Here is a 24,999-nt window from a genome sequence, read left to right on the forward strand (position 1 = left end):
GCTGTACTGATTGATAATTATTGCATCTTTAGAACATAGATCGGCTGTGTCGGAATAATTATCAATCTGCACAGCGCATTGAAAAATAGAACTTTGAAAAATTGACACAGTTTATTTTACACTCCCCGGATACCTGGATGCCGATTTTTTAATCCAATTCAAGACATGAAAACTAATCCAGGTAGCAAAAACCAATCGAAATTTCCGGACGTGTAACTATGCAGGGAAAGTCGGAAAAGAATACTTTTTAAGAAACCATGATAATCAATCGTTCATTTATGGAATTCACTAAAACTTGGCCACATAGTATTAGCATTTTTACATTTCCAACTACTTTACCCCTCACCCCCTCTTCTTCTTCCCATTCTCACTTTTCCGCCTGATCACCTCCTGCACCGGCACGCCCTCTACCTTACTCTCCAGCCAGGAAATCACATCCAGGTAAGCAAAAGTCCGCGTTTCCCGCGGGTCATTCTCATAGGCTTTGATCTTCTCCAGCAAATGCGCAAAGGCCGCCTTCTCTGATCCTGCAGAAAGCGCCAGGGAATTCCGCAAAAACCGGAACATCTCCTCTTCCACCGGGCTCAGGCTGTTCATCTTCGCCATAAAACGGTACACCGATTTGATCAGGTATTCCAGGATCTCGGTATTGCCCAACTCGTAATGTGCTATCAGGTGCAGCAGCCGCGCGTAACACTGCAGGTCGGTGCGCAAATCCACCTTCCAGTTGATGATCTTCTGCAGATAATCGATCGCACGCTCATTGTCGCCGCTGCCGAAATACAAACAGGCGATCTTATAGTAAAACACCAGCACCCGGTGCCGGTCAAGTTGCAAATGGTATTCTCCCAGCTTCTCTTCCAGGTAGGGGATCAGCTTCAGTCCCTCGGTAAAGGTCCCTTTCAAAAAATGGTGGTTGATCCTTGCCAGTTGCAAGTACACAAAGGCCTGGATCCGGTTGTTATCGTTGGTCTGTACCACCTCGCTCTTCTCCAGCTCCTCGAACAAATGCAGGGTCTTCGAAAAGCCTTCTTCGTTGCGCAGGTCGAAATGCGCACTCAGGAGGTTGTGGATGCCCTTGATGTACTGCAGGGTCTCTACCTTGATCATCTCGGGGTGCTTCTGGAAGATTTCCACCCACTTGCTCGTGTACCGGTAATACATTAAAAAATCCTGGCGGATGAAGGCATACCAGCAATAACTCTGGCTTCGGTACAACTGCTCATAAAATCCGCGCCCCTGCTCCGACTTCTCCGGCAGGTGCTTTTCGAAAAAAGCTTCCAGTTCGGCCTCGTCCTTTTTATTGCGGGCGTGCCCGTGCCTTATATACCAGTCGTACAAGAGCAGGGACAGGTTCGAACTCCGGTTGATCCGATCGATCCGGCTGGCCACTTCCTCGCTCTCCTTTACCAGGGTTGCCGCCCGGTAATCCGAACTGCGGGTGATATGCAGGGCCTCGATTTTCTTCTCGAAAAAGATGGCCTGCATCAAAAAACTGACCTGGTTGTGCTGGCGCGCCAGGTCCTTCAGCTTGTCCAGCAGCTTCAGCGCCTGCAGGTATAGTCCCTTGTTATAGAGTATCCGGGCAAAGCCCAGCTGCTCATGTAACTGGATATCAATGTTTTGTTCATCACGGATCAGCAAAAGGCTCGACAAGATCAGCTTGTACAAATGGGCTTTCAGGTTGGATAACTGCTGTTTTTTGATGCCCGGGGTCTTTTTCAGCAGGTTCGCTTCGTCGTATTCGGTCAGTTTGTCCAGCGCATCAAATAATTCGATCACCTTCAGCTGCTCGGCCGAGGTATTCCGGGTCACATATAGCTTAAAATTCCTCTTTTCACTCTTTTCGAGGCTTTTTACCAATTGGAACAAAGTATCTACTGATCTGTTGGGCATCGTAATTCTTTTGTGCTAAAATCCTTGCCTGCACTGCGTTTCCGGGTTAAAAAACCCTGTTACCCAGTGTAATATACAGGGCATTTTAATTTCCAATCCCCCTATTCCCGGGGTATTTTCGGTTTTGCAGGTCACTGACTATCAAATTTATAGCAAGCAATTGGAAAGTCAGCGGCCTGCTTTTGTATACAAATTCACACACCATATGGATCAAAAAATCTTCATTTTCGACACCACCCTTCGCGACGGCGAACAGGTGCCCGGATGTAAGCTGAACAAAAAGGAAAAGATCGAACTGGCCCTCGAACTTGAGGCCCTTGGCGTTGATATCCTCGAAGCCGGCTTCCCTATCTCCTCACCCGGCGACTTCGATGCCGTACACGAGATCGCTACCCTGCTGAAAAAGACCGTGGTATGCGGACTTAGTCGCGCCGTGCAAAAAGATATCGAAGTAGCTGCTGCGGCCCTGAAACCCGCCGCCCGCAAAAGGATCCATACTGGTATCGGCACTTCCGATTTCCATATCAAAGCCAAGTTTAACTCCACCCGCGAAGAGATCCTGCAGCGTGCCATACAGGCCGTTAAATGGGCGCGCAACTTCACCGACGACGTGGAATTCTACGCCGAAGACGCCGGCCGTACAGATAACGAATACCTGGCACGGGTTGTTGAGGCAGTCATCGCAGCCGGTGCAACCACGGTGAACATCCCCGATACCACCGGTTATTGCCTGCCATACCAATACGGCGAAAAGATCGCCTACCTTATTAATAATGTCCCGAATGTAGATAAGGCCGTGCTGAGCTGCCATTGCCATAACGACCTTGGCCTCGCTACTGCCAATTCCATCGCAGGCATCATCGCCGGTGCCCGCCAGATCGAGTGCACCATCAACGGCCTGGGCGAACGCGCCGGTAACACTTCCCTCGAGGAAGTGGTGATGATTATCAAACAACACGGCCACCTGGGCTTCTTCACCGGCATCAATGCCAAAGAACTGAACCCCATGAGCCGCAAGGTTTCCGATACCATGCGCATGCCCGTGCAGCCGAATAAAGCGATCGTGGGCGCCAACGCTTTCTCGCACTCCTCCGGTATCCACCAGGACGGGTTCCTGAAAGACACGACCACATACGAGATCATCGCCCCCGAAGAAGTGGGTGCTGATAGTTCAAAAATCGTGCTGACTGCCCGCAGCGGCCGGAGCGCACTGGCTTATCGTTTCAAGAACCTGGGCCACGATTTCAACCGCAACGATATCGATTTCCTTTATGAAGAATTCCTGAAAGTGGCCGATACGCAGAAAGAAGTGTACGACGAAGACCTGGAAAAAATGGTGAAAGCCTACCAGGGAAAAGCGATCGCCGTTTAACCAATAATGAAAGCATGACCCCAATCGCTTCCATAGCCCAACAAATCACCCTGCAGCCTGGTAACCACCTGTTGGTTACCGGTCCGTCTGGCAGCGGCAAGACCCTGTTGGCTAAAGCGATCGCCGGTTTGCCCGGTACCGGTAAAAAGATAGTGCTGGTAGAACAGCATTATAATTTTACCAACCGCGCGCATGTTAACCAGTTTTACTACCAGCAGCGTTTCAACAGCATCGATGCCGATGATTCCGCAACCGTGCAGGAAGAGCTCGATGCGCTGGATGCCGATGCTGCGGAAACCGCTACCCTGCTCGATATCTTCGGTATGTCTGCCCGCCGTTCTGCAGCCCTGCTGCACCTTAGCAGCGGCGAGCACAAGCGCTTCCAGCTGATCAAAGCATTCGGGCAGAACCCGCAGGTACTCATTCTCGATGAACCATTCACAGGCATGGATACCCGCAGCCGCGGATTACTGAAAGACTTCATGGCCCAAAAGGCCGCAGCCGGTTGCCAGTTCATCATCATCTGCCCAATGGCAGAATGTCCTTCTTTCATAAACCAGATGCTGTCCCTCAATAAAGGCAGCATTTCGTTTTTTGGCGATATTGAAGCAGGTAAACTCATCAACGTTGATGAAAATCCGAACGGCAGTTTCACCGCACCGGCGCACCTGCAGCCGCTTACAGCGGTTGCTGACACTATTGTCCAGCTGAACGATGCGCATATCCGGTATGGTGAGAAAGTATTACTGGAATCCATAAACTGGACGGTGAAAAATGGTGAACGCTGGTGGCTGAAAGGCGTGAACGGATCAGGTAAATCCACTTTGATCAGCCTGCTCACCGGTGATAACCCCAAAGCCTATGCGAACAACCTGGTATTGTTTGGCAGCAAAAGGGGCAGCGGTGAAAGCATCTGGGATATTAAAAAACAGATTGGTTTTGTATCGCCCGAACTGCAATGGTATTTCGACCGCAACCAGACGGTGTTCAGCGCTGTTGCTTCCGGTTTATTTGATACGATCGGCTTGTTCCGCCAGGTCAATGAAACGCAGCAGGAGCTGGTGATGGGCTGGCTGGAAGCCTTCGGGCTGACTGCAATAAAAGGCCGCCTGCTCAGCATGTTGTCTGCCAGTGAACAAAGGCTCACACTTTTAGCCCGCGCCATGGTGAAGAACCCGCCCCTGCTGATCCTCGACGAACCCTGCCAGGGCCTCGACGACCACCAGCGCGAAGCTTTCGTTAAAATTGTGGACAGGCTCTGCGAAGACCCGAACCGCACCTTAATTTACGTAACCCACTACGAACAGGAATTACCCTACTGCATCAATAAGAAAATCGAACTGCAAAATGGCCAGGCCATTTGCTGCGCTTACCAATCTCAATTAATACCTGCTTAATACCACAACCATGGAAAAAAAGATAGCTGTCATATTAGGAGATGGAATTGGGCCGGAGGTTACGCACCAGGCCATCCGTGTACTGGAATCTGTAGCCATTCACTACAGGCACAAATTTTATTTTGAATATGGACTGATGGGCGCTGATGCCATCGACAAAACTGGCTTCCCCCTGCCCGATGCAACCATCGAGCTTTGCCTGAACAGCGATGCGATCTTATTGGGCACCATCGGCCACCCCAAATACGATACTGACCCAAGCCTTACGGTAAGACCCGAACAGGGTTTGCTGAAGCTGCGCAAGTCATTGCAACTTTTCGCCAATATCCGACCGGTCAGCACATCTGCTGCCTTACATCATTTATCCCCATTGAAAACAAAAGTCCTCGAAGGCGTAGACCTGCTCATCTACCGCGAACTGACAGGCGGGATTTATTTTGGTAATAAATTCCTTTCAGATGATGGCAACCAGGCCTCTGATGATTGCATTTACTCAGCCGCGGAAATTGAAAGAATTGCGCACCTCGCTTTCAAATCCGCGCAGCAAAGAAAGAAAAAACTCACATTGGTAGACAAAGCTAACGTGCTCGAAACCTCGCGCCTCTGGCGCAGGGTGGTGCAGGGCATGGCCTCCCAATACCCTGATGTGAAAGTTGATTTCTTATTTGCAGACAGCGCCGCCATGCAGCTCATTATTTACCCTAAACATTTTGACGTGATCCTCACGGATAACTTGTTTGGCGACATCCTGAGCGACGAAGCCAGCGTCATTACCGGTTCTTTGGGGCTACTGCCATCGGCCTCGATCGGTAATGGCGGTGCTTTGTTTAAGCCCATCCATGGCTCTTTCCCGCAGGCGGCAGGAAAAGATATTGCAAATCCAGTGGGCTCCATATTATCTGCTGCCATGATGCTCGACCATTTCGGCTTAACTACCGAAGCGGCCAAAGTACGCGCATCAGTGCAGTGGACCCTTGAGAATGGATTTGTGACGAAAGATATTGACCCGGTGAATTTTTATTTCACCTCAACCATCGGTGAACTGATCAGCGACCTCGTGCAGGACAAGATCCCCACCGAATTGCATCCTGAGAATATCCAGCTCAGAAAATCGACGATTATTTAAAAAATAATCGGAGTTCTTTTTTTATTGGAATGGCGGCGTTATCTTCGGAGTACAAACGGCCCCCGTGTCAGGAAAAAACCTACATACCATTATTACTTTGATCACAGTCATTATTGTGGTGGTGCTAGTCATTCCTGTCATTCACGGAGGTGCTTATTGTATGTAAAAATCTAAACAACGAATACAAACGGTCCGCCTCCAAAAAAGGCGGACCGTTTTTTTTATGTCAAAATCAAACACCGCAAAAAACAACGACTATGGCACATTATTATGATAAAGACACGATCCTCTACCTCGACGGGGCTTTGGTAAAAGCCAGCGAGGCGAAGATCGACCTGTACAGCCAGACCATGCATTATGGTTATGGTGTGTTCGAAGGCATCCGTTCCTACCGTACGCAAAACGGCGAAACGAGAATCTTCAAGCCGGTGGAACACTATGTACGGCTGGAGCGTTCGGCTAAACTGCTGAACCTGCCTTACACCTATAGTGTGGAAGAACTTATAGAAGCCACTTACCAGGTGCTCGATAAAAATAATTTGCAGGATGCCTATATCCGTCCGCTTGTTTACGCGCCGGCGAACATGAGCTTCGTACCCAATACAGAATCGCATATTACCATCCAGGTATGGAAAATGGAACCCTTCCTGGGTGAAAAGCTGTTGCGCGTAATGAGCTCATCTTACCAAAGGCCCAACCCCAAAGGCTTCCATATTGAAGCAAAGGCCTGCGGGCATTATGTGAATTCCATCCTCGCCAGCCAGGAAGCCAAGGCTAACGGATATGATGAAGCGCTGTTAACCGATATGAACGGGAATATCGCAGAAGGTCCGGGTGCCAATGTATTCTACGAGAAAAACGGCCAGCTGTTTACGCCTTCATTAGGAAATATTTTGCCGGGCATCACCCGTGCTACGGTATTTGAATTAGCAGCCGGACTGGGCATCCAGGTAACAGAAAAAAGGATCACCACTGAAGAACTCAAAACCGCCGATGCGGTCTTCTTCTGTGGCACGGCCGCCGAAGTGATTGGCTGGGATAGCCTTGATGGCAGTGGCTTCGCAAAGAACTGGAACGACTCATTAGGAAGGAAAATCCAGAAAGCCTATATGGCTTTGGTAACAGAAACATCAATAAAAGAAACAATCAACTTAGTATAAGCTATGTCCAACGAACTGAACAAATATTCAAAGACGATTACGCAGGATCCAACACAACCCGCAGCTCAGGCTATGTTTTACGGTATCGGCCTTACTGACGAAGACCTCAAAAAAGCGCAGGTCGGCGTAGTGAGTATGGGTTATGATGGCAACACCTGTAACATGCACCTGAACGACCTGGCCAAAACCATCAAGCAAAGCATCTGGCAGGAGAACCTGGTAGGACTCATCTTCAACACCATCGGCGTGAGTGATGGTATGAGCAATGGTACAGATGGTATGCGTTATTCTTTGGTAAGCCGCGATATCATCGCCGATTCTATTGAAGCTGTTTGCGGGGCGCAGTATTATGATGCCGTAATTGCCGTTCCGGGTTGCGACAAAAACATGCCGGGCTCCATCATGGCGATGGGCAGGCTGAACCGTCCTTCTATTATGGTCTATGGCGGAACCATCGCACCGGGCCATTACAAAGGCCAGGACCTGAATATTGTATCAGCATTCGAAGCACTTGGACAAAAAATTGCCGGGCAGCTCAGCGAAGCCGATTTCAAAGGCATCGTGATGCATTCTTGTCCGGGTGCCGGCGCCTGTGGCGGTATGTACACTGCCAACACCATGTCTTCAGCGATTGAAGCATTAGGCATGAGCCTTCCCTACTCTTCTTCAAACCCAGCCTTAAGTGAAGAAAAACAACAGGAATGCCGTGATGCCGGAAAAGCCATCAAACTGCTGATGGAAAAGAACATCCTGCCAAAGGACATCATGACCCGCAAGGCATTTGAAAATGCGCTGGTAACCATCATGGTGCTCGGCGGATCTACCAACGCGGTATTGCATTTGATCGCGATGGCGAAATCTGTGGATGTGGTATTAACACAGGATGATGTACAGGCCGTGAGTAACCGCATCCCTGTACTCGCCGATTTCAAACCAAGTGGAAAATACCTGATGCAGGACCTGCACGAACATGGCGGGGTTCCATCAGTGATGAAATACTTATTGTCGAAAGGATTGCTGCATGGCGATTGCTTAACCGTAACCGGGAAGACCATTGCAGAAAACCTTGCCAATGTACCCGATCTCGATTTTGAAAAGCAGAAGATCATATATCCTCTTGAACAACCTTTAAAAGCAACCGGTCACCTGCAGATCCTGTACGGAAACCTTGCAGAAAAAGGCAGCGTAGCGAAGATCAGCGGAAAAGAAGGAGAAAGGTTTGTTGGTCCGGCCCGCGTTTTCGATGGCGAGCAGGAACTGATACATGGTATAGAATCAGGCCGCGTGCAGAAAGGTGATGTGGTGGTGATCCGCCAGGTTGGACCGAAAGGCGCTCCGGGAATGCCCGAAATGCTGAAACCAACATCGGCCATCATTGGGGCAGGATTAGGAAAATCCGTAGCACTGATCACAGACGGAAGGTTCAGTGGCGGCACCCATGGCTTCGTCGTCGGACACATCACTCCAGAAGCGTTTGTAGGTGGGACGATAGCGCTTGTGCATGACGGTGATACCATTGAGCTGGATGCCACAAACAACACCATCAACCTTAAGGTGAGTGATGAAGAAATCGCCAGACGCAGGGCCAACTGGAAACAGCCTGCGCTTAAAGCAACAAAAGGAATCCTGTATAAATACGCGATGTCGGTGAAAGACGCGAGCGAAGGCTGCGTAACTGATGAAGCGTAAAATTTTTGACCATCTTATTGAATATATATGAGTACTGTAAAAGAACTGGAAAAGCAACCACAAGCCTCAACGCCAGTGGCACCGGCAGCAACTACATCCATCAGCGGGTCAGTAGCTGTGCTGGAAGCCTTCATCGCAGAAGGTGTGGAAACAATCTTTGGGTATCCTGGCGGCGCCATCATGCCGATCTATGATGCCTTGTACGATTACAACGACAAACTGGAACATATCCTTGTCCGCCACGAACAGGGTGGCATACACGCTGCACAGGGTTATGCCCGTACATCGGGTAAAGTGGGTGTGGTATTTGCCACCAGTGGTCCGGGTGCAACCAACCTGGTAACCGGCCTCGCCGATGCCATGATCGATTCTACGCCACTTGTGTGTGTAACCGGCCAGGTATTCGCGCACCTGCTCGGAACAGATGCTTTCCAGGAAACAGATGTAATCAATATCACCACGCCGGTAACCAAATGGAACTACCAGGTAACTGACGCTACTGAAATTCCGCATGTACTGGCCAAGGCCTTTTACATCGCTGCAAGTGGCAGGCCCGGTCCCGTTCTGATCGATATCACCAAGAACGCGCAGTTGCAGAAATTCGATTATGCGGGTTATCAGAAATGCACGCATATCAGGAGCTACAGGCCCAAGCCCATCATCCGCAGGGAATTCCTGCATGAAGCCGCGAAACTGATCAACAGCGCGCAGAAACCATTTATCTTATTCGGACAGGGTGTTATCCTCGGTCGTGCTGAAAAAGAGTTCAAACAATTTGTAGAAAAATCAGGAATACCTGCAGCCTGGACCATCCTTGGATTAAGTGCATTGCCAACAGACCATCCACTGAATGTAGGCATGCTGGGCATGCATGGCAACTACGGTCCGAATGTTCTCACCAACGAATGTGATGTGCTGATCGCCGTGGGTATGCGCTTTGATGACCGTGTAACCGGCCGCCTCGATAAATATGCAAAGCAGGCGAAGGTGATCCACCTCGATATTGATCCGGCGGAAATAGACAAGAACGTAAAAGCAACGGTACCGGTATGGGGCGATTGTAAAGAGACCCTGCCGATGCTGACCGACCTTATAGAGCAGAAAGTATATCCGCAGTGGCTTGCAAAATTCAATGAATTCAGGAAGCAGGAAGAAGAGATCTGTATCTATCCGGAGATGCATCCGAATGATGAAACGATGAGTATGGCTGAAGTAATTAACCTTCTGAACGAGCTGACCAACGGAGACGCGGTAATGGTTACCGATGTTGGTCAGCATCAGATGGTTACCTGCCGCTATGCAAAGTTCAACCAGTCGAAGAGCAATATCACTTCCGGCGGATTGGGTACGATGGGCTTCGGCTTACCGGCAGCCATCGGCGCGAAATACGGTGCACCCGATCGCACGGTAATCGCAATCATCGGTGATGGTGGTATCCAGATGACCATCCAGGAACTCGGCACCATTATGCAGTTTGGCGCGGCGGTGAAGATCATCATCCTGAACAACCAGTTCTTAGGCATGGTGCGCCAGTGGCAGCAGCTCTTCCACGACAAACGCTATTCATTTGTAAATATAACCAGTCCCGATTATGTCATGGTGGCCAATGGTTACCACATCCCTGCCCAGAAGGTAGAACACCGCGAGCAGCTGAGGAAAGCCCTCACTGATATGCTGGACCACGATGGTGCCTACCTGCTGGAGATCATGGTAGGAAAAGAGAACAATGTGTTCCCCATGGTACCGCAGGGATGCAGTGTGTCGGAGATCCGGCTTAAATAAGTAAGCGGTGAACGGTAAGCAGTAAACGGTGGATCCCCAATGTGCTCACCGCTTACCGTTCACTGCTCACCTAAAAATTAAGAACGTCAAAAACATCAGAACATGACCAAACAAGAATATACGCTCACCGTGTACACCGAGAACCAGATCGGTCTGCTTACCCGTATCGCAATTATATTTTCGCGGCGCAAGATCAACGTGGAGAGTTTGAATACTTCACCGTCGGAGATAGAAAATATCCATCGCTTCAATATTGTGATCAATGAGACTGAAGAAGTGGTGAAGAAACTCTGCCGCCAGATTGAAAAGCAGGTGGAAGTATTGAAAGCCTATTACAGCAGCAATGACGAGATCATCTGGCAGGAGCTGGCACTGTACAAAGTGCCTACACAGGAAGTAGCCGAGAAAATGCAGGTGGAAAGGCTGCTGCGCCAGTATGGTGCAAGAGCTGTGGTGATTCGCAGCGACTATACCGTATTTGAGGCTACGGGTCACCGTGAGGAAACCGATAAGATCCTGGAGATCCTCGGGCCATACGGACTCATTGAATTTGTTCGCAGTGCGCGGGTAGCCATCATCAAAAAGAGCAAAGGCTTCCATGAGAAGTTGCAGCAGTTCGAAGAAAGGCAGCCTGGTGAAGAAGTGATAGAGAATGAGTATTTGGGCGATAAGTCGGCTTCGTCGGTTTTCTCGATGTGAACGGCAAACGGTAAGAAGTAAAATTTTAAAAAATATAAAATCCTTAAATCAATCTACAAAAATGGCAAAGTTAAATTTCGGCGGCGTGGAAGAAAATGTTGTAACTCGTGAAGAGTTCCCGCTCGCAAAAGCACAGCAGGTATTAAAAGATGAGGTAATTGCTGTGATTGGTTACGGCGTTCAGGGTCCGGGCCAGGCATTGAACCAGCGTGATAATGGTATCAACGTAATCGTTGGCCAGCGTAAGAATTCCAAGAGCTGGGATAAAGCCGTAGCAGACGGATTTGTTCCTGGTGTTTCCCTTTTCGATATTGAAGAAGCGTTACAACGCGGTACCATCATTTGTTACCTGCTGAGCGATGCTGCACAGATCGCTTTGTGGCCTACAGTGAAAAAACATTTAACGCCGGGTAAGGCTTTGTATTTCTCCCATGGCTTTGGCATTACATTCAAAGAGCAAACCGGTATCATTCCCCCGGCTGATGTGGATGTATTCCTGGTTGCACCAAAAGGAAGCGGTACCTCACTGCGCCGTATGTTCCTGCAGGGCCGCGGACTGAATAGTTCCTTTGCCATTTTCCAGGATGCAACAGGTAAGGCAAAAGACCGTGTAATCGCCCTCGGTATTGCTGTAGGAAGTGGTTACCTGTTCGAAACAGATTTCAAGAAAGAAGTATTCTCTGACCTGACCGGCGAAAGGGGAACCCTCATGGGTGCTATCCAGGGCATCTTCGCTGCACAATACCAGGTTCTGCGTGATAATGGGCATACCCCAAGTGAAGCATTCAACGAAACCGTTGAAGAACTCACCCAGTCATTGATGCCATTGGTAGCTGAAAATGGTATGGACTGGATGTATGCCAACTGTTCAACTACCGCACAGCGTGGTGCATTGGACTGGTGGAAAAAATTCCGTGATGCAACTGCCCCGGTTTTCAGGGACCTATATAACAGTGTTGCAACCGGCAAGGAATCACAGCGGTCCATCGACCTGAACAGCCAACCCGACTACCGCGAAAAACTGGAAGTGGAACTGAAAGAACTACGTGACAGCGAAATGTGGCAGGCAGGAAAAACTGTACGCAGTCTGCGTCCGGAGAACCAGGCGCCAAAAGGGTAAGCGGAAAGCGGTAAGCCGTAAGCGGGAAGAAACACCTGGCTTACGGCTTCCCCGCTCACCGCTCACCGCTTACCGCTTACTATATGCACTATTCAACCGCAGCTATATTAAACTTCCATCAAGCAGCCCTTCGCCTCAAAAAAGTGGTGAAGAAGACGCCTTTGATGCGAAACCATAACCTGTCGGAACGTTACCAGGCGAATATTTACCTGAAGCGCGAAGACCTGCAGGTGGTGCGGAGCTATAAGCTGCGGGGTGCATACAATATGATGAGTACCCTTCCGCCTGAGCAGCTCAACAATGGCGTGGTATGCGCCAGTGCGGGCAATCATGCGCAGGGATTCGCTTACAGCTGCAACAAGCTGAAAGTGAAAGGCGTGATCTTCATGCCGATCATCACCCCCAACCAGAAAGTGCAGCAGACCCGGATGTTTGGTAAAGACTGGATCGAGATTAAACTGGTGGGTGATACTTTCGACGACTGCGCCATCGCTGCGAAGGCCTATACCGCTGAACGCGGGATGACCTTCATCCCGCCTTTCGATGACGATAAAATCATCGAGGGACAGGGAACAGTTGGCGTTGAAATCCTGGAAGAACTGAGCGATATAGATTATGTGTTTATCCCGGTAGGCGGCGGCGGACTCAGTGCCGGCGTCGGGCAATACCTGAAAACCTATTCGCCAAAAACAAAGATCATTGGTGTGGAGCCGGAAGGTGCCCCATCCATGCTGAAAGCCCTGGAAGCAGGCGCCCCGGTAACCCTTGAAAACATAGAAAGATTCGTAGACGGCGCGGCGGTGAAACGCGTAGGCGATAAAACCTTCCGTATCTGTGCCGAAGTGCTCGACGATATGTTGCTGGTTCCGGAGGGAAAGATCTGCTCTGTAATCCTGAAGCTGTACAACGAAGACGCCATTGTGGTGGAACCCGCAGGCGCTTTATCGATTGCAGCGCTGGACCAGTACGCGGACCAACTAACCGGCAGGAATGTTGTTTGTATTATCAGCGGAAGCAATAACGATATCGACCGGATGCAGGAAATAAAGGAACGGTCCCTGCAATACGAAGGACTAAAGCATTTTTTCCTGATCCGCTTCGCACAGCGTCCCGGCGCCCTGAAGGAATTTGTCAATTTTGTCCTGGGCCCCAACGACGATATCGTCCGATTTGAATACATGCAGAAGCACAACAAAGAAACGGGCCCGGCCCTGGTAGGCATTGAACTGAAGAACCGGGAAGATTATGTTATCCTTTTGAAACATATGCAGCAGTATAATATCAACTACACAGAACTGAATAAAGACGACAATCTTTTCGGCTACCTGGTGTAATTAAAAAGTTATTTGCGTATATTTATAAGCTGCTTGCTGCATATATTAAATTCCATATAGGAAAAGGCATATTTTATTGAATAATTTCTAAACTTCGTACACAACGATGGCAAGCAACCTGGGATTATACGACCCTTCATTTGAACATGACGCCTGTGGCATAGGGTTCGTAGCAAACATCAAAAGCAACAAATCGCACCAGATCATATCTGACGCGCTCACTGTTTTGGAGAACATGGAGCACAGGGGAGCCTGTGGCTGTGAAGCCAATACGGGCGATGGCGCGGGATTGATGATCCAGACTCCCCATGAGTTCTATTTCGACGAATGCGTGAAACTGGGTATCCACCTCCCCGCTTATGGCCGTTATGGGGTTGGTGTGATCTTCTTCCCCCGCGAAATCCGCCTGCGTGAGGAATGCCGCGATATCTTCAACCGTTCCGCCGAGAAACTCGGGCTGGAAGTGCTGGGCTACCGCAAAGTGCCCGTAAACACCGATGGTATCGGCCCGACAGCCCTCAGCGTAGAACCGGAAATGGAGCATGTTTTCGTGGCTTGCCCCGATCACATCACCAATCCCGATGACTTCGAACGCAAGCTATTCATCCTGCGTAACTACGCCAGCCACACCATCGACAACACTGTAAAAAAAGATGCGATCGGCTTTTACATCGCGTCTTTATCCTATAAAACCGTGGTCTACAAAGGCCAGCTGACCAGCAAACAGGTTCGTGGTTATTTCCCCGACCTGGGCGACAAACGCATGGTGAGCGCCTACGGACTGGTCCACTCCCGTTTTGCCACCAACACCTTCCCATCCTGGAAGCTAGCACAGCCCTTCCGGTATATCGCCCATAACGGTGAAATCAATACCCTGCAGGGTAACCTGAACTGGTTGCGAACCAGCGAAAAAGGATTCACCTCCAGCTTTTTCAGCAAGGAAGAAATGGATATGTTATTGCCCATCGTCACCGAAGGACAATCAGATTCAGCCTGCCTGGATAATGTGATCGAATTGCTGACCCTCACTGGCCGCTCCCTGCCCCATGTAATGATGATGCTGATCCCCGAAGCCTGGGATGGCAATGAGCAGATGGACCCGGTGAAAAAAGCTTTTTATGAATTTCACGCAGCGCTTATGGAACCCTGGGACGGCCCTGCTTCAATTTCGTTTACAGATGGCCGTATTATCGGTGCCACACTCGACCGTAACGGACTCCGCCCTTCGCGCTATTGCATAACAACGGATGACCGCGTGATCATGGCCTCTGAAACCGGCGTACTGCCTGTGGATCCGGCTATGATCAAGGAAAAAGGCCGCCTTCAGCCAGGTAAGATGTTTGTGGTAGACATGGAACAGGGCCGCATCATCAGCGACGAAGAACTGAAGCAACAGATCTGCACACAGAAACCATATGCAGAATGGTTGAATAAATACAAGATCAGGCTGGAAGAACTGCCCGAACCAAGGGTATCTTTCACCCACCTTGAACACGACCAGGTATTCAAATACCAGAAAGCATTCGGGTATTCCACCGAAGACCTCGAAAACATCATTGCGCCAATGGCAGCTGATGGTAAGGAACCGATTGGCTCCATGGGAACCGATACCCCGCTGGCCGTATTGAGCGACCAGCCGCAGCACATCAGCAATTACTTCAAGCAATTGTTCGCGCAGGTAACCAACCCGCCGATCGATCCCATCCGCGAAAGACTGGTAATGTCGCTCGCCACATTCGTTGGTAACAACGGTAACCTGTTGCTCGAAGACCCACTGGCAGCTCACTGCCTGGCATTGAAGCACCCGGTGCTAAACAACCACGAACTCGAAAAGATCCGCAGTATTGATACCGGTATCTTCCAGGCTAAGACCTTGCAGACCTATTTCCGTGCTGATGGAAAAGCAGGTTCATTGCAAAAAGCACTGGACCGTCTCTGCCGGTATGCAGTAGACGCAGTCCAGGATGGATTTGAAGTATTGATTTTATCAGACCGTGCGATTGACTCAGACCATGCACCAATCCCTTCTTTACTGGCGGTTGCAGCAGTGCACCACCACCTGATCCGCAAAGGGTTCCGTGGGCAGGTCGGACTGGTTGTTGAAGCCGGCGATGTTTGGGAAGTGCACCATTTCGCCTGCCTTATCGGCTTTGGCGCAACGGCCATCAACCCTTACCTGGCACTGTCTTCCATCCGCGACATGAAGCTGATGGATAAACTGGATTCTCCACTGGATCCTGAGCACCTGAAGAAAAATTATATCAAAGCCGTGAACGAAGGCTTGTTGAAAGTATTCTCTAAAATGGGAATTTCAACCTTGCAATCCTACCAGGGTGCGCAGATATTCGAGATCATCGGTATTAATAAAACCGTTGTCGATAAATATTTCACCGGCGCCACATCGCGCATTGAAGGCATGGGCCTTGATGAGATCGCGAAAGAGGCACTGGCAAAGCACTACCTGGCCTTCAGCAAAAAAGATATCCCGGTAGATCGTTTACCCGTAGGCGGTATATACCAGTGGAAACGCAAAGGGGAATTCCACCTTTTCAATCCACAGACGATCCACCTGTTGCAGTATTCAACCAAAATGAACGACTATGCAACATTCAAGAAATATTCCAAGGTCGTAAACGACCAGTCGGAAAAAGCCTGTACGCTGAGAAGCCAGCTGCAATTTAAGGTCAACCGTTCGCCTGTTTCGATTGACGAAGTGGAACCAGCTACAGAGATCATGAAACGCTTTGCAACAGGCGCCATGAGCTTCGGTTCTATTTCACATGAAGCACACTCCACGCTGGCCATTGCGATGAACCGCATCGGTGCAAAAAGCAATACCGGTGAAGGCGGTGAAGACGAAATGCGTTATACCCCATTACCGAATGGCGATTCCATGCGCAGTGCCATCAAGCAGGTAGCATCCGCACGTTTTGGTGTAACCAGTCATTACCTCACTATGGCCGATGAACTGCAGATCAAAATGGCGCAGGGCGCTAAACCCGGCGAGGGCGGGCAGTTACCCGGACATAAAGTTGACGAATGGATTGGTAAAGTGCGTCACTCCACACCTGGTGTTGGATTGATCTCACCGCCACCCCACCACGATATTTATTCTATTGAAGACCTGGCGCAATTGATCTTCGACCTGAAGAATGCCAACCGTGCCGCAAGGATCAGCGTGAAGCTGGTAAGTAAAGCCGGCGTAGGCACAATTGCTGCAGGTGTTGCCAAAGCCAAGAGCGACGTGATTTTGATCGCGGGCTTTGATGGCGGAACAGGTGCATCACCGGTAAGTTCTATCAAGCACGCCGGGTTACCCTGGGAACTTGGACTGGCAGAATCGCACCAGACCCTGGTGAAAAATAAATTGCGCAGCCGCGTGGTATTGCAGGCCGATGGCCAGATGCGTACCGGCCGCGATATCGCCATCGCCACCTTACTGGGTGCAGAAGAATGGGGTATTGCAACTGCAGCGCTGGTTGTAGAAGGTTGTATCATGATGCGCAAATGCCATATGAATACTTGTCCAGTTGGTGTTGCCACCCAGGACCCGGAATTGCGCAAGCGCTTTACCGGCAATGCCGACCATGTGGTAAACTTCTTCCACTTCATTACGGAAGAACTGCGGGAAATCATGGCTGAGCTTGGCTTTAGGACCATCAATGAAATGGTGGGACAGGTTGAATGCCTGGAGCAGCGCACTGATGTAACGCATTGGAAATACAAGGGACTTGACCTTTCGCCAATATTGTACAAAGAGCCGGCCTCCATGTATACCGGCTTATACAACCGCGAAGAGCAGGATCATTTAATGAGCGAAGTGCTCGACTGGAAACTGCTGGCAGCTGCCAAGCCCGCCATCGATAACCAGTCCAAGGTATTCGCTGCATTCGATGTGAAGAATACCGACCGCACGATAGGAACCATCCTGTCAAACGAAATCTCCAAAGTATACGGGGAAGACGGGTTGCCGGATGATACCATACATTTCAAGTTCACAGGAACAGCCGGACAAAGTTTTGGCGCATTCAATACCAATGGGGTAACCCTTGAGCTGGAAGGCGATGCCAATGACTATTTCGGGAAAGGATTGAGCGGGGCAAAACTCATCGTTTATCCATCACTGAAAGCAGCTTTTGTTCCTGAAGACAATATACTGATCGGTAATACTGCTTTCTATGGCGCAACCTCCGGAACCTCGTATATAAGGGGTAAGGCCGGTGAACGCTTCGCTGTACGTAACTCAGGTGCAACGGCGGTTGTGGAAGGTGTTGGTGACCATGGCTGTGAGTATATGACCGGAGGTAAAGTGGTGATCCTTGGCGATACCGGAAGGAATTTCGCCGCAGGTATGAGTGGTGGTATTGCCTATGTATATGATGTAAAAGGGCAGTTTACCACCAATTGCAATACCGAGATGGTTGATCTAGACCCGGTATGCGATGAAGACATCAATGAACTGCAGGAGATTATCAAGCAGCATTATGAATACACAGGAAGCACTGTGGCACAATTCATCCTGAAAGACTTTGACAACCAGTTACGGAATTTCATCAAAGTGTTCCCGAAAGATTATAAGAAAGTGTTGCAGGAAAGGACGAAGGGTGCGAAGGTGGGGAAGTGAGCGGTAAGCAGTGAGCCGTGAGAACAAAATTTTTAAAACAAAAAACTTGATTTGAGATATGGGTAAGCCAACCGGATTTATGGAATTTACCAGGGAGTTGCCTGGCAAAAGGCCAGTGGCTGAGCGTTTACACGATTACAAAGAATTCGTGCAGCGGTATACCGACCAGCAACTGAACAACCAGGCAGCCAGGTGTATGGACTGCGGGGTACCTTTTTGCCACAATGGATGTCCATTAGGAAATGTGATTCCCGAGTTTAATGATGCTGTATACCGCAAAAACTGGGAAGAAGCGTATGACATATTAAAGTCAACCAACAACTTTCCTGAATTCACCGGGAGGATTTGTCCGGCCCCCTGCGAAACAGCCTGCGTACTGGGTATTAACCAGCCAGCCATTACGATAGAAGAAATCGAAAAGCACATTATTGAGATAGCTTTTGACAAGGGATTGGTGAAAGCGCATAAGCCTAATATGCGCACTGGGAAAAAGGTAGCTGTGATCGGTTCCGGTCCCGCAGGACTTGCAGTTGCTGCGCAACTGAACTATGCCGGTCACCAGGTAACCGTATTTGAGCGAGATGAGAAGCCTGGTGGTTTATTGCGGTATGGCATACCCGATTTTAAGTTAGAGAAATGGGTGATCGACAGAAGGATCGCTTTAATGGAAGAAGAAGGCATTGTGTTCAAGTGCCATGCGAATGTGGGTGTAAATGTGCGGGTGAATGACCTCTTGCGCGAATACCAGGCAATTGTACTGGCGGGCGGATCAACGGTTCCCCGTAACCTCGATATCCCCGGAAGGGAACTGAAAGGCGTGCATTTCGCGATGGATTTCCTGAAACAGCAGAACAAGCGCAATGACCATAAGGATCCGCTGGGCCATGCAGACGTGGAAAGTAATATTTATCATGAACAGCTACTGGCAGGCAAAAAGCATGTAGTAGTTATAGGCGGAGGAGATACCGGCAGCGACTGCGTTGGAACTTCAAACCGCCAGGGAGCACTTTCTGTAACGCAGTTTGAGTTGTTACCCAAGCCGCCGGAAGGCCGTACTCCCTATATGCCTTGGCCAACTTACCCGATGGTGCTGAAAACCTCCACTTCACATGAAGAAGGTTGTGAGCGCGAATGGGCTGTTGCCACAAAGAGTTTCATTGGTGATGAGAATGGCAACCTGAAAGCACTACGCATTGTGAACCTCGAGTGGACCAGCAGTGCAGATGGCCGACCGGCGCAGTTTAAGGAAGTGGAAGGCTCTGAAAAAGAGATCCCCTGCGAATTAGCGTTGTTAGCTATGGGCTTTGTGCATCCGCAGCAGGCAGGTTTACTGGAAGAACTGGGTGTAGAATTAGACGAACGGGGCAATGTAAGGGCCACTGAGAAAGCTTACCAGACGAGCATCCCCAAGATATTTACAGCGGGGGATATGCGCCGCGGGCAGAGCCTTGTCGTTTGGGCCATCAGTGAAGGCCGGGAATGCGCCAGGAAGGTCGACCAGTTCCTTATGGGACAGTCTGTACTCGAAACAAAGGACGCAATGTTGTCTATAGCACTCTAATAGATTATATTTTTTAAACATATCAATAAAAAAAGCAGCTTAAGCTGCTTTTTTTGTTTTACGGCTTGAAAAAATAATATCATGGAATTTCCTGTCCCGTTCGTATACTTTTTTTAATATGACTTAACATGGTTAAAATAGCTTGTGATAAGCTGATATTTAGCAGATTGACAGTCAATATTTTAGGATTTCGTTAAGATTATAAGATTAAATCTGTGATATTAATAGCTCTCACCAGAAACCATTATTAATATTAGTTTTTATTATATGTGAATATTTATGGTATACTCATACTGTTTTTATGTTTATTTTAGGTTAACGATTTCAATTATTGATTTTTTTAATGTTCACTAAAAACAAACAGAAATGAGTAAACTGACAACCAAACAGGTTGCCCCCTTCCTGGTTCTGGCAGGAGTAGCAATTGCCTCTTTATTTATTCCTTCTTTGCCAAACTTCGATGATGGTGGTAAACTGTACAATTCGGCCGACATTGCCTGGATCATTGTGGCTACAGCCCTTGTATTCCTGATGACCCCCGGACTCGCCTTCTTCTATGGAGGAATGGTTCACCGTAAAAATGTGATCTCTACTATGATTAAAAGCGTAGTAGCAGCTGGTGTGGTGAGTATCCTCTGGATTGCAGTAGGCTTTAGCCTTTGTTTTGGTGATTCCATTGGTGGTTTTATCGGCAACCCAACCACATTCGCCTTTTTTAAAGGCGTTAGTTCTGGTGCCCCCTGGAGCCTGGCTCCTACCATTCCCCTCACCCTGTTTGCCTTGTTCCAGCTGATGTTTGCAATAATCACGCCCGGACTGGTAGTAGGTGCTGTTGCAGAAAGGATCCGTTTCACAGCCTATATCCTGTTCATAGCTTTGTTCAGCTTGCTGGTGTATGCACCAATTGCACACTGGACCTGGCATCCTGATGGATTCCTGTTCAAAATGGGGGTTCTGGATTTCGCCGGTGGTACTGTTGTACATATATCTGCCGGTTGTGCCGCCCTTGCTGGTGCACTGGTATTGAAGCGCAGGCAATCACATATTGAAAACAGGGAAATCCCTCCTGCTAATATTCCTTATGTATTGATCGGTACCGGCCTGCTATGGTTTGGCTGGTTTGGTTTTAACGCAGGTTCTGCCCTGGGTGCAAATGCCCTTTCAGTTTCTGCTTTTGCAACAACCAATACTGCCGCTGCTGCTGCTGGTCTAAGTTGGATGTTCTTTGATGTATTGAAAGGTAAAAAACCATCTGTACTTGGATTCTGTATAGGAGCTGTAGTTGGATTGGTTGCTATTACCCCGGCCGCCGGTTTCGTAGCGATCCCTCAAAGTATTTTCATTGGTGTATTTGCTGCAATCGTTTCTAATGTAGCTGTTTACTACAAACAAAAATCTACTTTGGATGATACCCTCGATGTATTCCCTTGCCATGGTGTTGGTGGTATGGTGGGTATGCTGATGACTGGCATTTTCGCTACCAAAGCAGTAAATGGCGCTGGCGCTGATGGCCTGTTCTATGGTAACGCTTCTTTCTTCATTACACAATTAAAAGCGCTGGCAATAGTTGTGTCTTACAGTTTCGTAATGTCTTACGGCATCTTCAAATTCATCAACTTCATCCTGCCACTTCGTGTAACTTCTGAAGAAGAAGAAATGGGTCTTGACGAATCCCAGCACAACGAGAAATATACTCAGGGTACTTTGATCCTGTCCAAGAACGGAAAATTGCATGAAGAAGAAATGCCCGTTACCAGTTTTTAATTCAAATAATGAATGATGCTTATTGAAATAGAAAAAGGTACAGCTGATTGATAAACTTCTGACCAAGTTCATCGCCGTACCCTTTCCCTTAACACTTAAAATGTTCAGCAATGTTACAAAAAATATTTGCAACAGGCATCGCTATAGCCTGTTCAGTCTCGGGATTCGCGCAATCTCCTGATACAGCTTCGCTGATTGCGTCTGCCTCTCAAACCACAGCTGCCCCCTTAGCCCCGGCACCCCCTGAAGACAAGAAACCGTTCCTTACAATTTCCGGTTCCGCGGATGTTTATTACCGCCTGGACTTCAGCAAACAGGCTGCTAATAACAAGACCAGTTTCACCGGTACCCACAACACGTTCGCCCTCGGGATGGCGAGCGTTAAGCTGGAACATAAAACCGATAAACTGGACATGGTTGCTGATCTCGGCTTCGGTCCCCGCGCCAAGGAATTCGCCTATACCGATGAAGGGATTACCCAGGCTATTAAACAATTGTACATCAGCTACTCTGCTACCAACTGGCTGAAATTCACTGCAGGAACCTGGGCTACCCACGTGGGCTACGAACTGCTTGACCCGCAACTGAACCGCAACTACAGCATGTCTTACATGTTTACAAACGGCCCGTTCTCCCATACCGGTGTGAAAGCTGAAATTTCGAAAGGCAAAAGCGGGTTCATGATCGGTGTAGCCAATGCCACCGATTACAGGACTCCGCCAGCCGGGCAAATCAACAAGAAATTCCTGATCGCCCAGTACAGTTTCGCAGCCAGTGATAACCTGAAATTCTACCTGAACTATGTTGGGGGCAAGAACCCGGATACTTCCAAAACCAGCCAGTTTGACCTGGTAGCTACCGCAAAACTGAGCAATGCATTCAGCCTTGGGTTTAATGGTACCGTAAACACTACCCAAACCTGGGATGGCAGCAAAAATGAAAGCGGTAAATCATGGTGGGGTTCTGCGTTATACCTGAACCTTGACCCTAAACCCTGGTTTGGCCTAACACTGCGCACAGAATACTTCAGCGACGAAAAACAAATGAAAATTTATACCGGCACAGATAAAGGGGCCAATGTTTTTGCCACCACCTTATCTGCCAATTTCAAAACCGGTGGGTTCATCTTTATTCCTGAATTCCGTATCGATAATTCAAGCCAGGACATCTTCATAGATGCAAATGGCGCACCTAAAAAGTCTGCCGGCAGTTTCCTGCTCGCAGCAATATATAGCTTCTAATCTCTGTTTCACATATGGCAAGCAATCGTTGAGCGTCCCCTGTTTCTACAGGGGACTATCTTTTTAATTAAGGAACATCTCATCAACCAGCAGCAGGTGTTCATCTTTCTTTTGCTTGTGGGGTTTGGCTATAATTTTAAGGTACGAAACACTATGCGGCTGGAAGGAGCCTTCAACAATTTTCAGGGAAGGTTTCCCGCCTTTTGCGGGAGGGGAAGGTTTGATAGTCAATAGCAGTTTGGCCTGCTTCTCATTTTCACCACCCCAAACTTCTACCAGTGCCGGCGGGTAAATGCCTGTATTTTCTTCAAGCATATAATGCAAGCCTACAGACTTCAGGGTAATGGGTTTGTTAAACAGGGAAACGAGCACCATATCCTTACTCCTTGCACCAGCCCAGTAATTGGCCCATGCAGGATTATTGGCGCCTATCACACCCAGTTTTTTATTAAAAAAGGTATGCGCGCCTTCAGCCTGGTGAACATCATTTAGGGGGAATAATAATTGTACGCTATCCGGTATAAAAGAATTTTTCAGGAAATCAAAAGTGGCGACATCACTGGAATACCATCCTGCTTTAAAAGCTTTTGCCTTGACCGTAGTATTTTTATTGATGACAGTATTACCGTCGAATACCGGGGAATGGATACTGTCCGGCTCTGTACCATCTGTTGTATACCTTATCTGAACACCTTTAATCGGATGCCTTAACTGTACGGCAAGATCCTGGTCAAAAACCATCACAGCATTTTTTACCTGGGGCGGATTAAGCTTGAGCGAATCCTTACCATCGTCCCTGAATCCTTCAATGAACGTAATTTCCTTATTGCCCTGCTTTAATGCTGCAATATCAGTGGAAGCGATCCCGGTGTTCCACAAGGAAATTGTTTTCAGGTTTTTAAAGGCGGCAATCTTTTGTTTCAAACCACTATAGGTAATTTTCGTTCCGGAGAGGGAGAGCGTATGCAGGTGCTTTAAGGGGATAAGGGCATCCAGTGCCTTATCGGTGATATCAGTGAAATTCAAATCAAGCCTGCGCAGGTTTTCAAACTGGCTAACGGATTTAAGGTCTTCATCCTTCACAGGCATTTTATTCAGGTTCAATGCAACAACCTGTTTTTTTATATCACTCATCTCCTCCAGTTGCTTTACCGAGTAGGCGCTCCTGTTGTAAATATTCACATCCAGTCCGGGTGACTCGATGGCAATTGGCGCAATCGTGCGGTAAAAAGTATTCAGCTTTGCAATTGTTTTTTCATCAGCAGCAGAAAAGTCGAATTTTTCCGTACCCTCATCTTCAGGCTTCAGCACAGCAGTGGCCATCAACCGCAATGAATCACCAGCTTCCAGGTCGGTTACTTTTTTATGGAAGTCAGCATCATCCTTTATCCATAATGCAAGCAGGTCAATTTCCTCTTGTGTAAGCTGGGGCTTGCCTGCCGGTGGCATGTGCTTTTTTTCTTCTGGTGAAAGGTGCACGCGTTCCAGCATTAAACTGAGGTCGGGATTGCCGGGCACAAATAACTTACCTGACTTACCGCCTTTAAGCATTGACAAAGAGTCTGTCAATGCCAGTTGTCCTTTTAGTTTATTGGTATTGTGGCAGCCGGTACATTTCTTATCCAAAATAGGCTGGATAACATGCTCGAAAACAATCGCCTTTTCAATGGGTACAACGGGTGCTTTTATATTGGCGATAATAGGTTGCAGGATAAAGTCTTCCCCATGAGATAAAGTTGCGCCGTAGTGCCCGGTCATAATGAGTGCGGAAACCATTACAAAAGCGCATAGCCACGCTGCCGGGGCTTTATACCACTGCTTTTTGCTTACCATGTATATCAAAGAAGCAATATAAAAAATAGCAACACCTGTCCATTTATGCAATACCAGTGTATCGCCTTCATAACCTTCTTCCCTGGAAAGGAATAAACCCATAATAACGGTAATGCCGGAAAGCAATGCACCACCCAGTAAAAACCCCTCTGCATATTGCCGGTAGGGACTTGTTGCATCGCTGCCATAACTGAACCTGAATAGTTCGAATATCATCGCCAGGATAAGGAGCACGATCGGGAAATGCAGCAGGAATGGATGCATCCTGCCTACAGGCTGCAACCAATATGGCAATACCAGTTTGTCTGCAAACAGTACCAGGAATGCGATAAATATATTGAGGACGATCAATAGCTGTTCTGCAAAGAACCTTACTTTCTTATTCATTGAAAATCGGGAAA

15 protein-coding genes are annotated in these 24,999 nt (G+C 48.5%); 13 read left to right on the plus strand and 2 right to left on the minus strand.

Annotated features, from left to right (window positions below):
- Positions 1-342: 342 nt before the first annotated feature.
- Positions 343-1,896 carry a hypothetical protein gene (locus tag LAQ65_RS18365; protein ID WP_224118475.1) on the minus strand — a complete coding sequence of 518 codons (1,554 nt, stop codon included), beginning with the start codon at positions 1,894-1,896 and terminating at the stop codon, positions 343-345.
- A 205-nt stretch (positions 1,897-2,101) separates the two neighbouring features.
- On the opposite strand from LAQ65_RS18365, the gene LAQ65_RS18370 reads away from it, so the two are divergent.
- The 13 genes from LAQ65_RS18370 to LAQ65_RS18430 all read left to right on the plus strand — a co-directional run bounded on the left by LAQ65_RS18370 (position 2,102) and on the right by LAQ65_RS18430 (position 22,765).
- Positions 2,102-3,268, plus strand: a complete 1,167-nt coding sequence (locus LAQ65_RS18370; protein ID WP_224118476.1) for a 2-isopropylmalate synthase — start codon at positions 2,102-2,104, stop codon at positions 3,266-3,268.
- Between the two features lie 14 nt (positions 3,269-3,282).
- Complete coding sequence (locus tag LAQ65_RS18375) at positions 3,283-4,665, plus strand: ATP-binding cassette domain-containing protein (RefSeq protein WP_224118477.1); 1,383 nt, start codon at positions 3,283-3,285, stop codon at positions 4,663-4,665.
- A 10-nt stretch (positions 4,666-4,675) separates the two neighbouring features.
- The gene (leuB, locus tag LAQ65_RS18380; protein ID WP_224118478.1) at positions 4,676-5,791 is read left to right on the plus strand and encodes a 3-isopropylmalate dehydrogenase; all 1,116 of its coding nucleotides are present in this window, start codon (positions 4,676-4,678) and stop codon (positions 5,789-5,791) included.
- A gap of 257 nt (positions 5,792-6,048) precedes the next feature.
- Positions 6,049-6,951, plus strand: coding sequence for a branched-chain amino acid transaminase (locus tag LAQ65_RS18385; protein WP_224118479.1), 903 nt, complete (start codon positions 6,049-6,051; stop codon positions 6,949-6,951).
- Positions 6,952-6,954: 3 nt separating this feature from the next.
- Entirely contained in the window at positions 6,955-8,640 is a 1,686-nt protein-coding gene (gene ilvD, locus LAQ65_RS18390) for a dihydroxy-acid dehydratase (protein WP_224118480.1), read from the plus strand.
- Between the two features lie 27 nt (positions 8,641-8,667).
- Positions 8,668-10,422, plus strand: a complete 1,755-nt coding sequence (gene ilvB, locus LAQ65_RS18395; RefSeq protein WP_224118481.1) for a biosynthetic-type acetolactate synthase large subunit — start codon at positions 8,668-8,670, stop codon at positions 10,420-10,422.
- 102 nt (positions 10,423-10,524) lie between these two features.
- The gene (gene ilvN / locus LAQ65_RS18400) at positions 10,525-11,121 is read left to right on the plus strand and encodes an acetolactate synthase small subunit (protein ID WP_224118482.1); all 597 of its coding nucleotides are present in this window, start codon (positions 10,525-10,527) and stop codon (positions 11,119-11,121) included.
- 61 nt (positions 11,122-11,182) lie between these two features.
- Complete coding sequence (gene ilvC / locus LAQ65_RS18405) at positions 11,183-12,241, plus strand: ketol-acid reductoisomerase (RefSeq protein WP_224118483.1); 1,059 nt, start codon at positions 11,183-11,185, stop codon at positions 12,239-12,241.
- An 83-nt stretch (positions 12,242-12,324) separates the two neighbouring features.
- The gene (ilvA, locus tag LAQ65_RS18410; protein WP_224118484.1) at positions 12,325-13,575 is read left to right on the plus strand and encodes a threonine ammonia-lyase; all 1,251 of its coding nucleotides are present in this window, start codon (positions 12,325-12,327) and stop codon (positions 13,573-13,575) included.
- Between the two features lie 106 nt (positions 13,576-13,681).
- A complete protein-coding gene (gene gltB, locus LAQ65_RS18415) occupies positions 13,682-18,199 on the plus strand; it encodes a glutamate synthase large subunit (RefSeq protein WP_224118485.1) in 4,518 nt (1,505 codons plus the stop codon).
- Between the two features lie 58 nt (positions 18,200-18,257).
- Complete coding sequence (locus LAQ65_RS18420; protein ID WP_224118486.1) at positions 18,258-19,760, plus strand: glutamate synthase subunit beta; 1,503 nt, start codon at positions 18,258-18,260, stop codon at positions 19,758-19,760.
- A 366-nt stretch (positions 19,761-20,126) separates the two neighbouring features.
- On the plus strand, positions 20,127-21,524 hold the full coding sequence (locus tag LAQ65_RS18425; RefSeq protein ID WP_224118487.1) for an ammonium transporter: 1,398 nt from the start codon (positions 20,127-20,129) through the stop codon (positions 21,522-21,524).
- A 110-nt stretch (positions 21,525-21,634) separates the two neighbouring features.
- On the plus strand, positions 21,635-22,765 hold the full coding sequence (locus LAQ65_RS18430) for an outer membrane beta-barrel protein (RefSeq protein ID WP_224118488.1): 1,131 nt from the start codon (positions 21,635-21,637) through the stop codon (positions 22,763-22,765).
- 63 nt (positions 22,766-22,828) lie between these two features.
- Here LAQ65_RS18430 and LAQ65_RS18435 read toward each other — a convergent pair whose 3' ends face one another.
- Positions 22,829-24,985 (minus strand): FN3 associated domain-containing protein, encoded by a 2,157-nt coding sequence (locus LAQ65_RS18435; protein ID WP_224118489.1) that lies wholly within the window; start codon positions 24,983-24,985, stop codon positions 22,829-22,831.
- Positions 24,986-24,999: the final 14 nt, after the last annotated feature.

It is taken from the genome of Flavihumibacter profundi, assembly GCF_020076305.1.
Lineage (GTDB): Bacteria > Bacteroidota > Bacteroidia > Chitinophagales > Chitinophagaceae > Flavihumibacter > Flavihumibacter profundi.

Bases quoted from the DNA above. Each gene is read 5' to 3' on its own strand.
- LAQ65_RS18365 (WP_224118475.1), bottom strand. From the start codon at position 1,896: ATGCCCAACAGATCAGTAGATACTTTGTTCCAATTGGTAAAAAGCCTC.
- LAQ65_RS18370 (WP_224118476.1), top strand. From the start codon at position 2,102: ATGGATCAAAAAATCTTCATTTTCGACACCACCCTTCGCGACGGCGAA.
- leuB (WP_224118478.1), top strand. From the start codon at position 4,676: ATGGAAAAAAAGATAGCTGTCATATTAGGAGATGGAATTGGGCCGGAG.
- gltB (WP_224118485.1), top strand. From the start codon at position 13,682: ATGGCAAGCAACCTGGGATTATACGACCCTTCATTTGAACATGACGCC.
- LAQ65_RS18425 (WP_224118487.1), top strand. From the start codon at position 20,127: ATGAGTAAACTGACAACCAAACAGGTTGCCCCCTTCCTGGTTCTGGCA.
- LAQ65_RS18430 (WP_224118488.1), top strand. From the start codon at position 21,635: ATGTTACAAAAAATATTTGCAACAGGCATCGCTATAGCCTGTTCAGTC.
- ilvN (WP_224118482.1), top strand. From the start codon at position 10,525: ATGACCAAACAAGAATATACGCTCACCGTGTACACCGAGAACCAGATC.
- LAQ65_RS18435 (WP_224118489.1), bottom strand. From the start codon at position 24,985: ATGAATAAGAAAGTAAGGTTCTTTGCAGAACAGCTATTGATCGTCCTC.
- ilvB (WP_224118481.1), top strand. From the start codon at position 8,668: ATGAGTACTGTAAAAGAACTGGAAAAGCAACCACAAGCCTCAACGCCA.
- ilvD (WP_224118480.1), top strand. From the start codon at position 6,955: ATGTCCAACGAACTGAACAAATATTCAAAGACGATTACGCAGGATCCA.
- LAQ65_RS18420 (WP_224118486.1), top strand. From the start codon at position 18,258: ATGGGTAAGCCAACCGGATTTATGGAATTTACCAGGGAGTTGCCTGGC.
- LAQ65_RS18375 (WP_224118477.1), top strand. From the start codon at position 3,283: ATGACCCCAATCGCTTCCATAGCCCAACAAATCACCCTGCAGCCTGGT.
- ilvA (WP_224118484.1), top strand. From the start codon at position 12,325: ATGCACTATTCAACCGCAGCTATATTAAACTTCCATCAAGCAGCCCTT.
- LAQ65_RS18385 (WP_224118479.1), top strand. From the start codon at position 6,049: ATGGCACATTATTATGATAAAGACACGATCCTCTACCTCGACGGGGCT.
- ilvC (WP_224118483.1), top strand. From the start codon at position 11,183: ATGGCAAAGTTAAATTTCGGCGGCGTGGAAGAAAATGTTGTAACTCGT.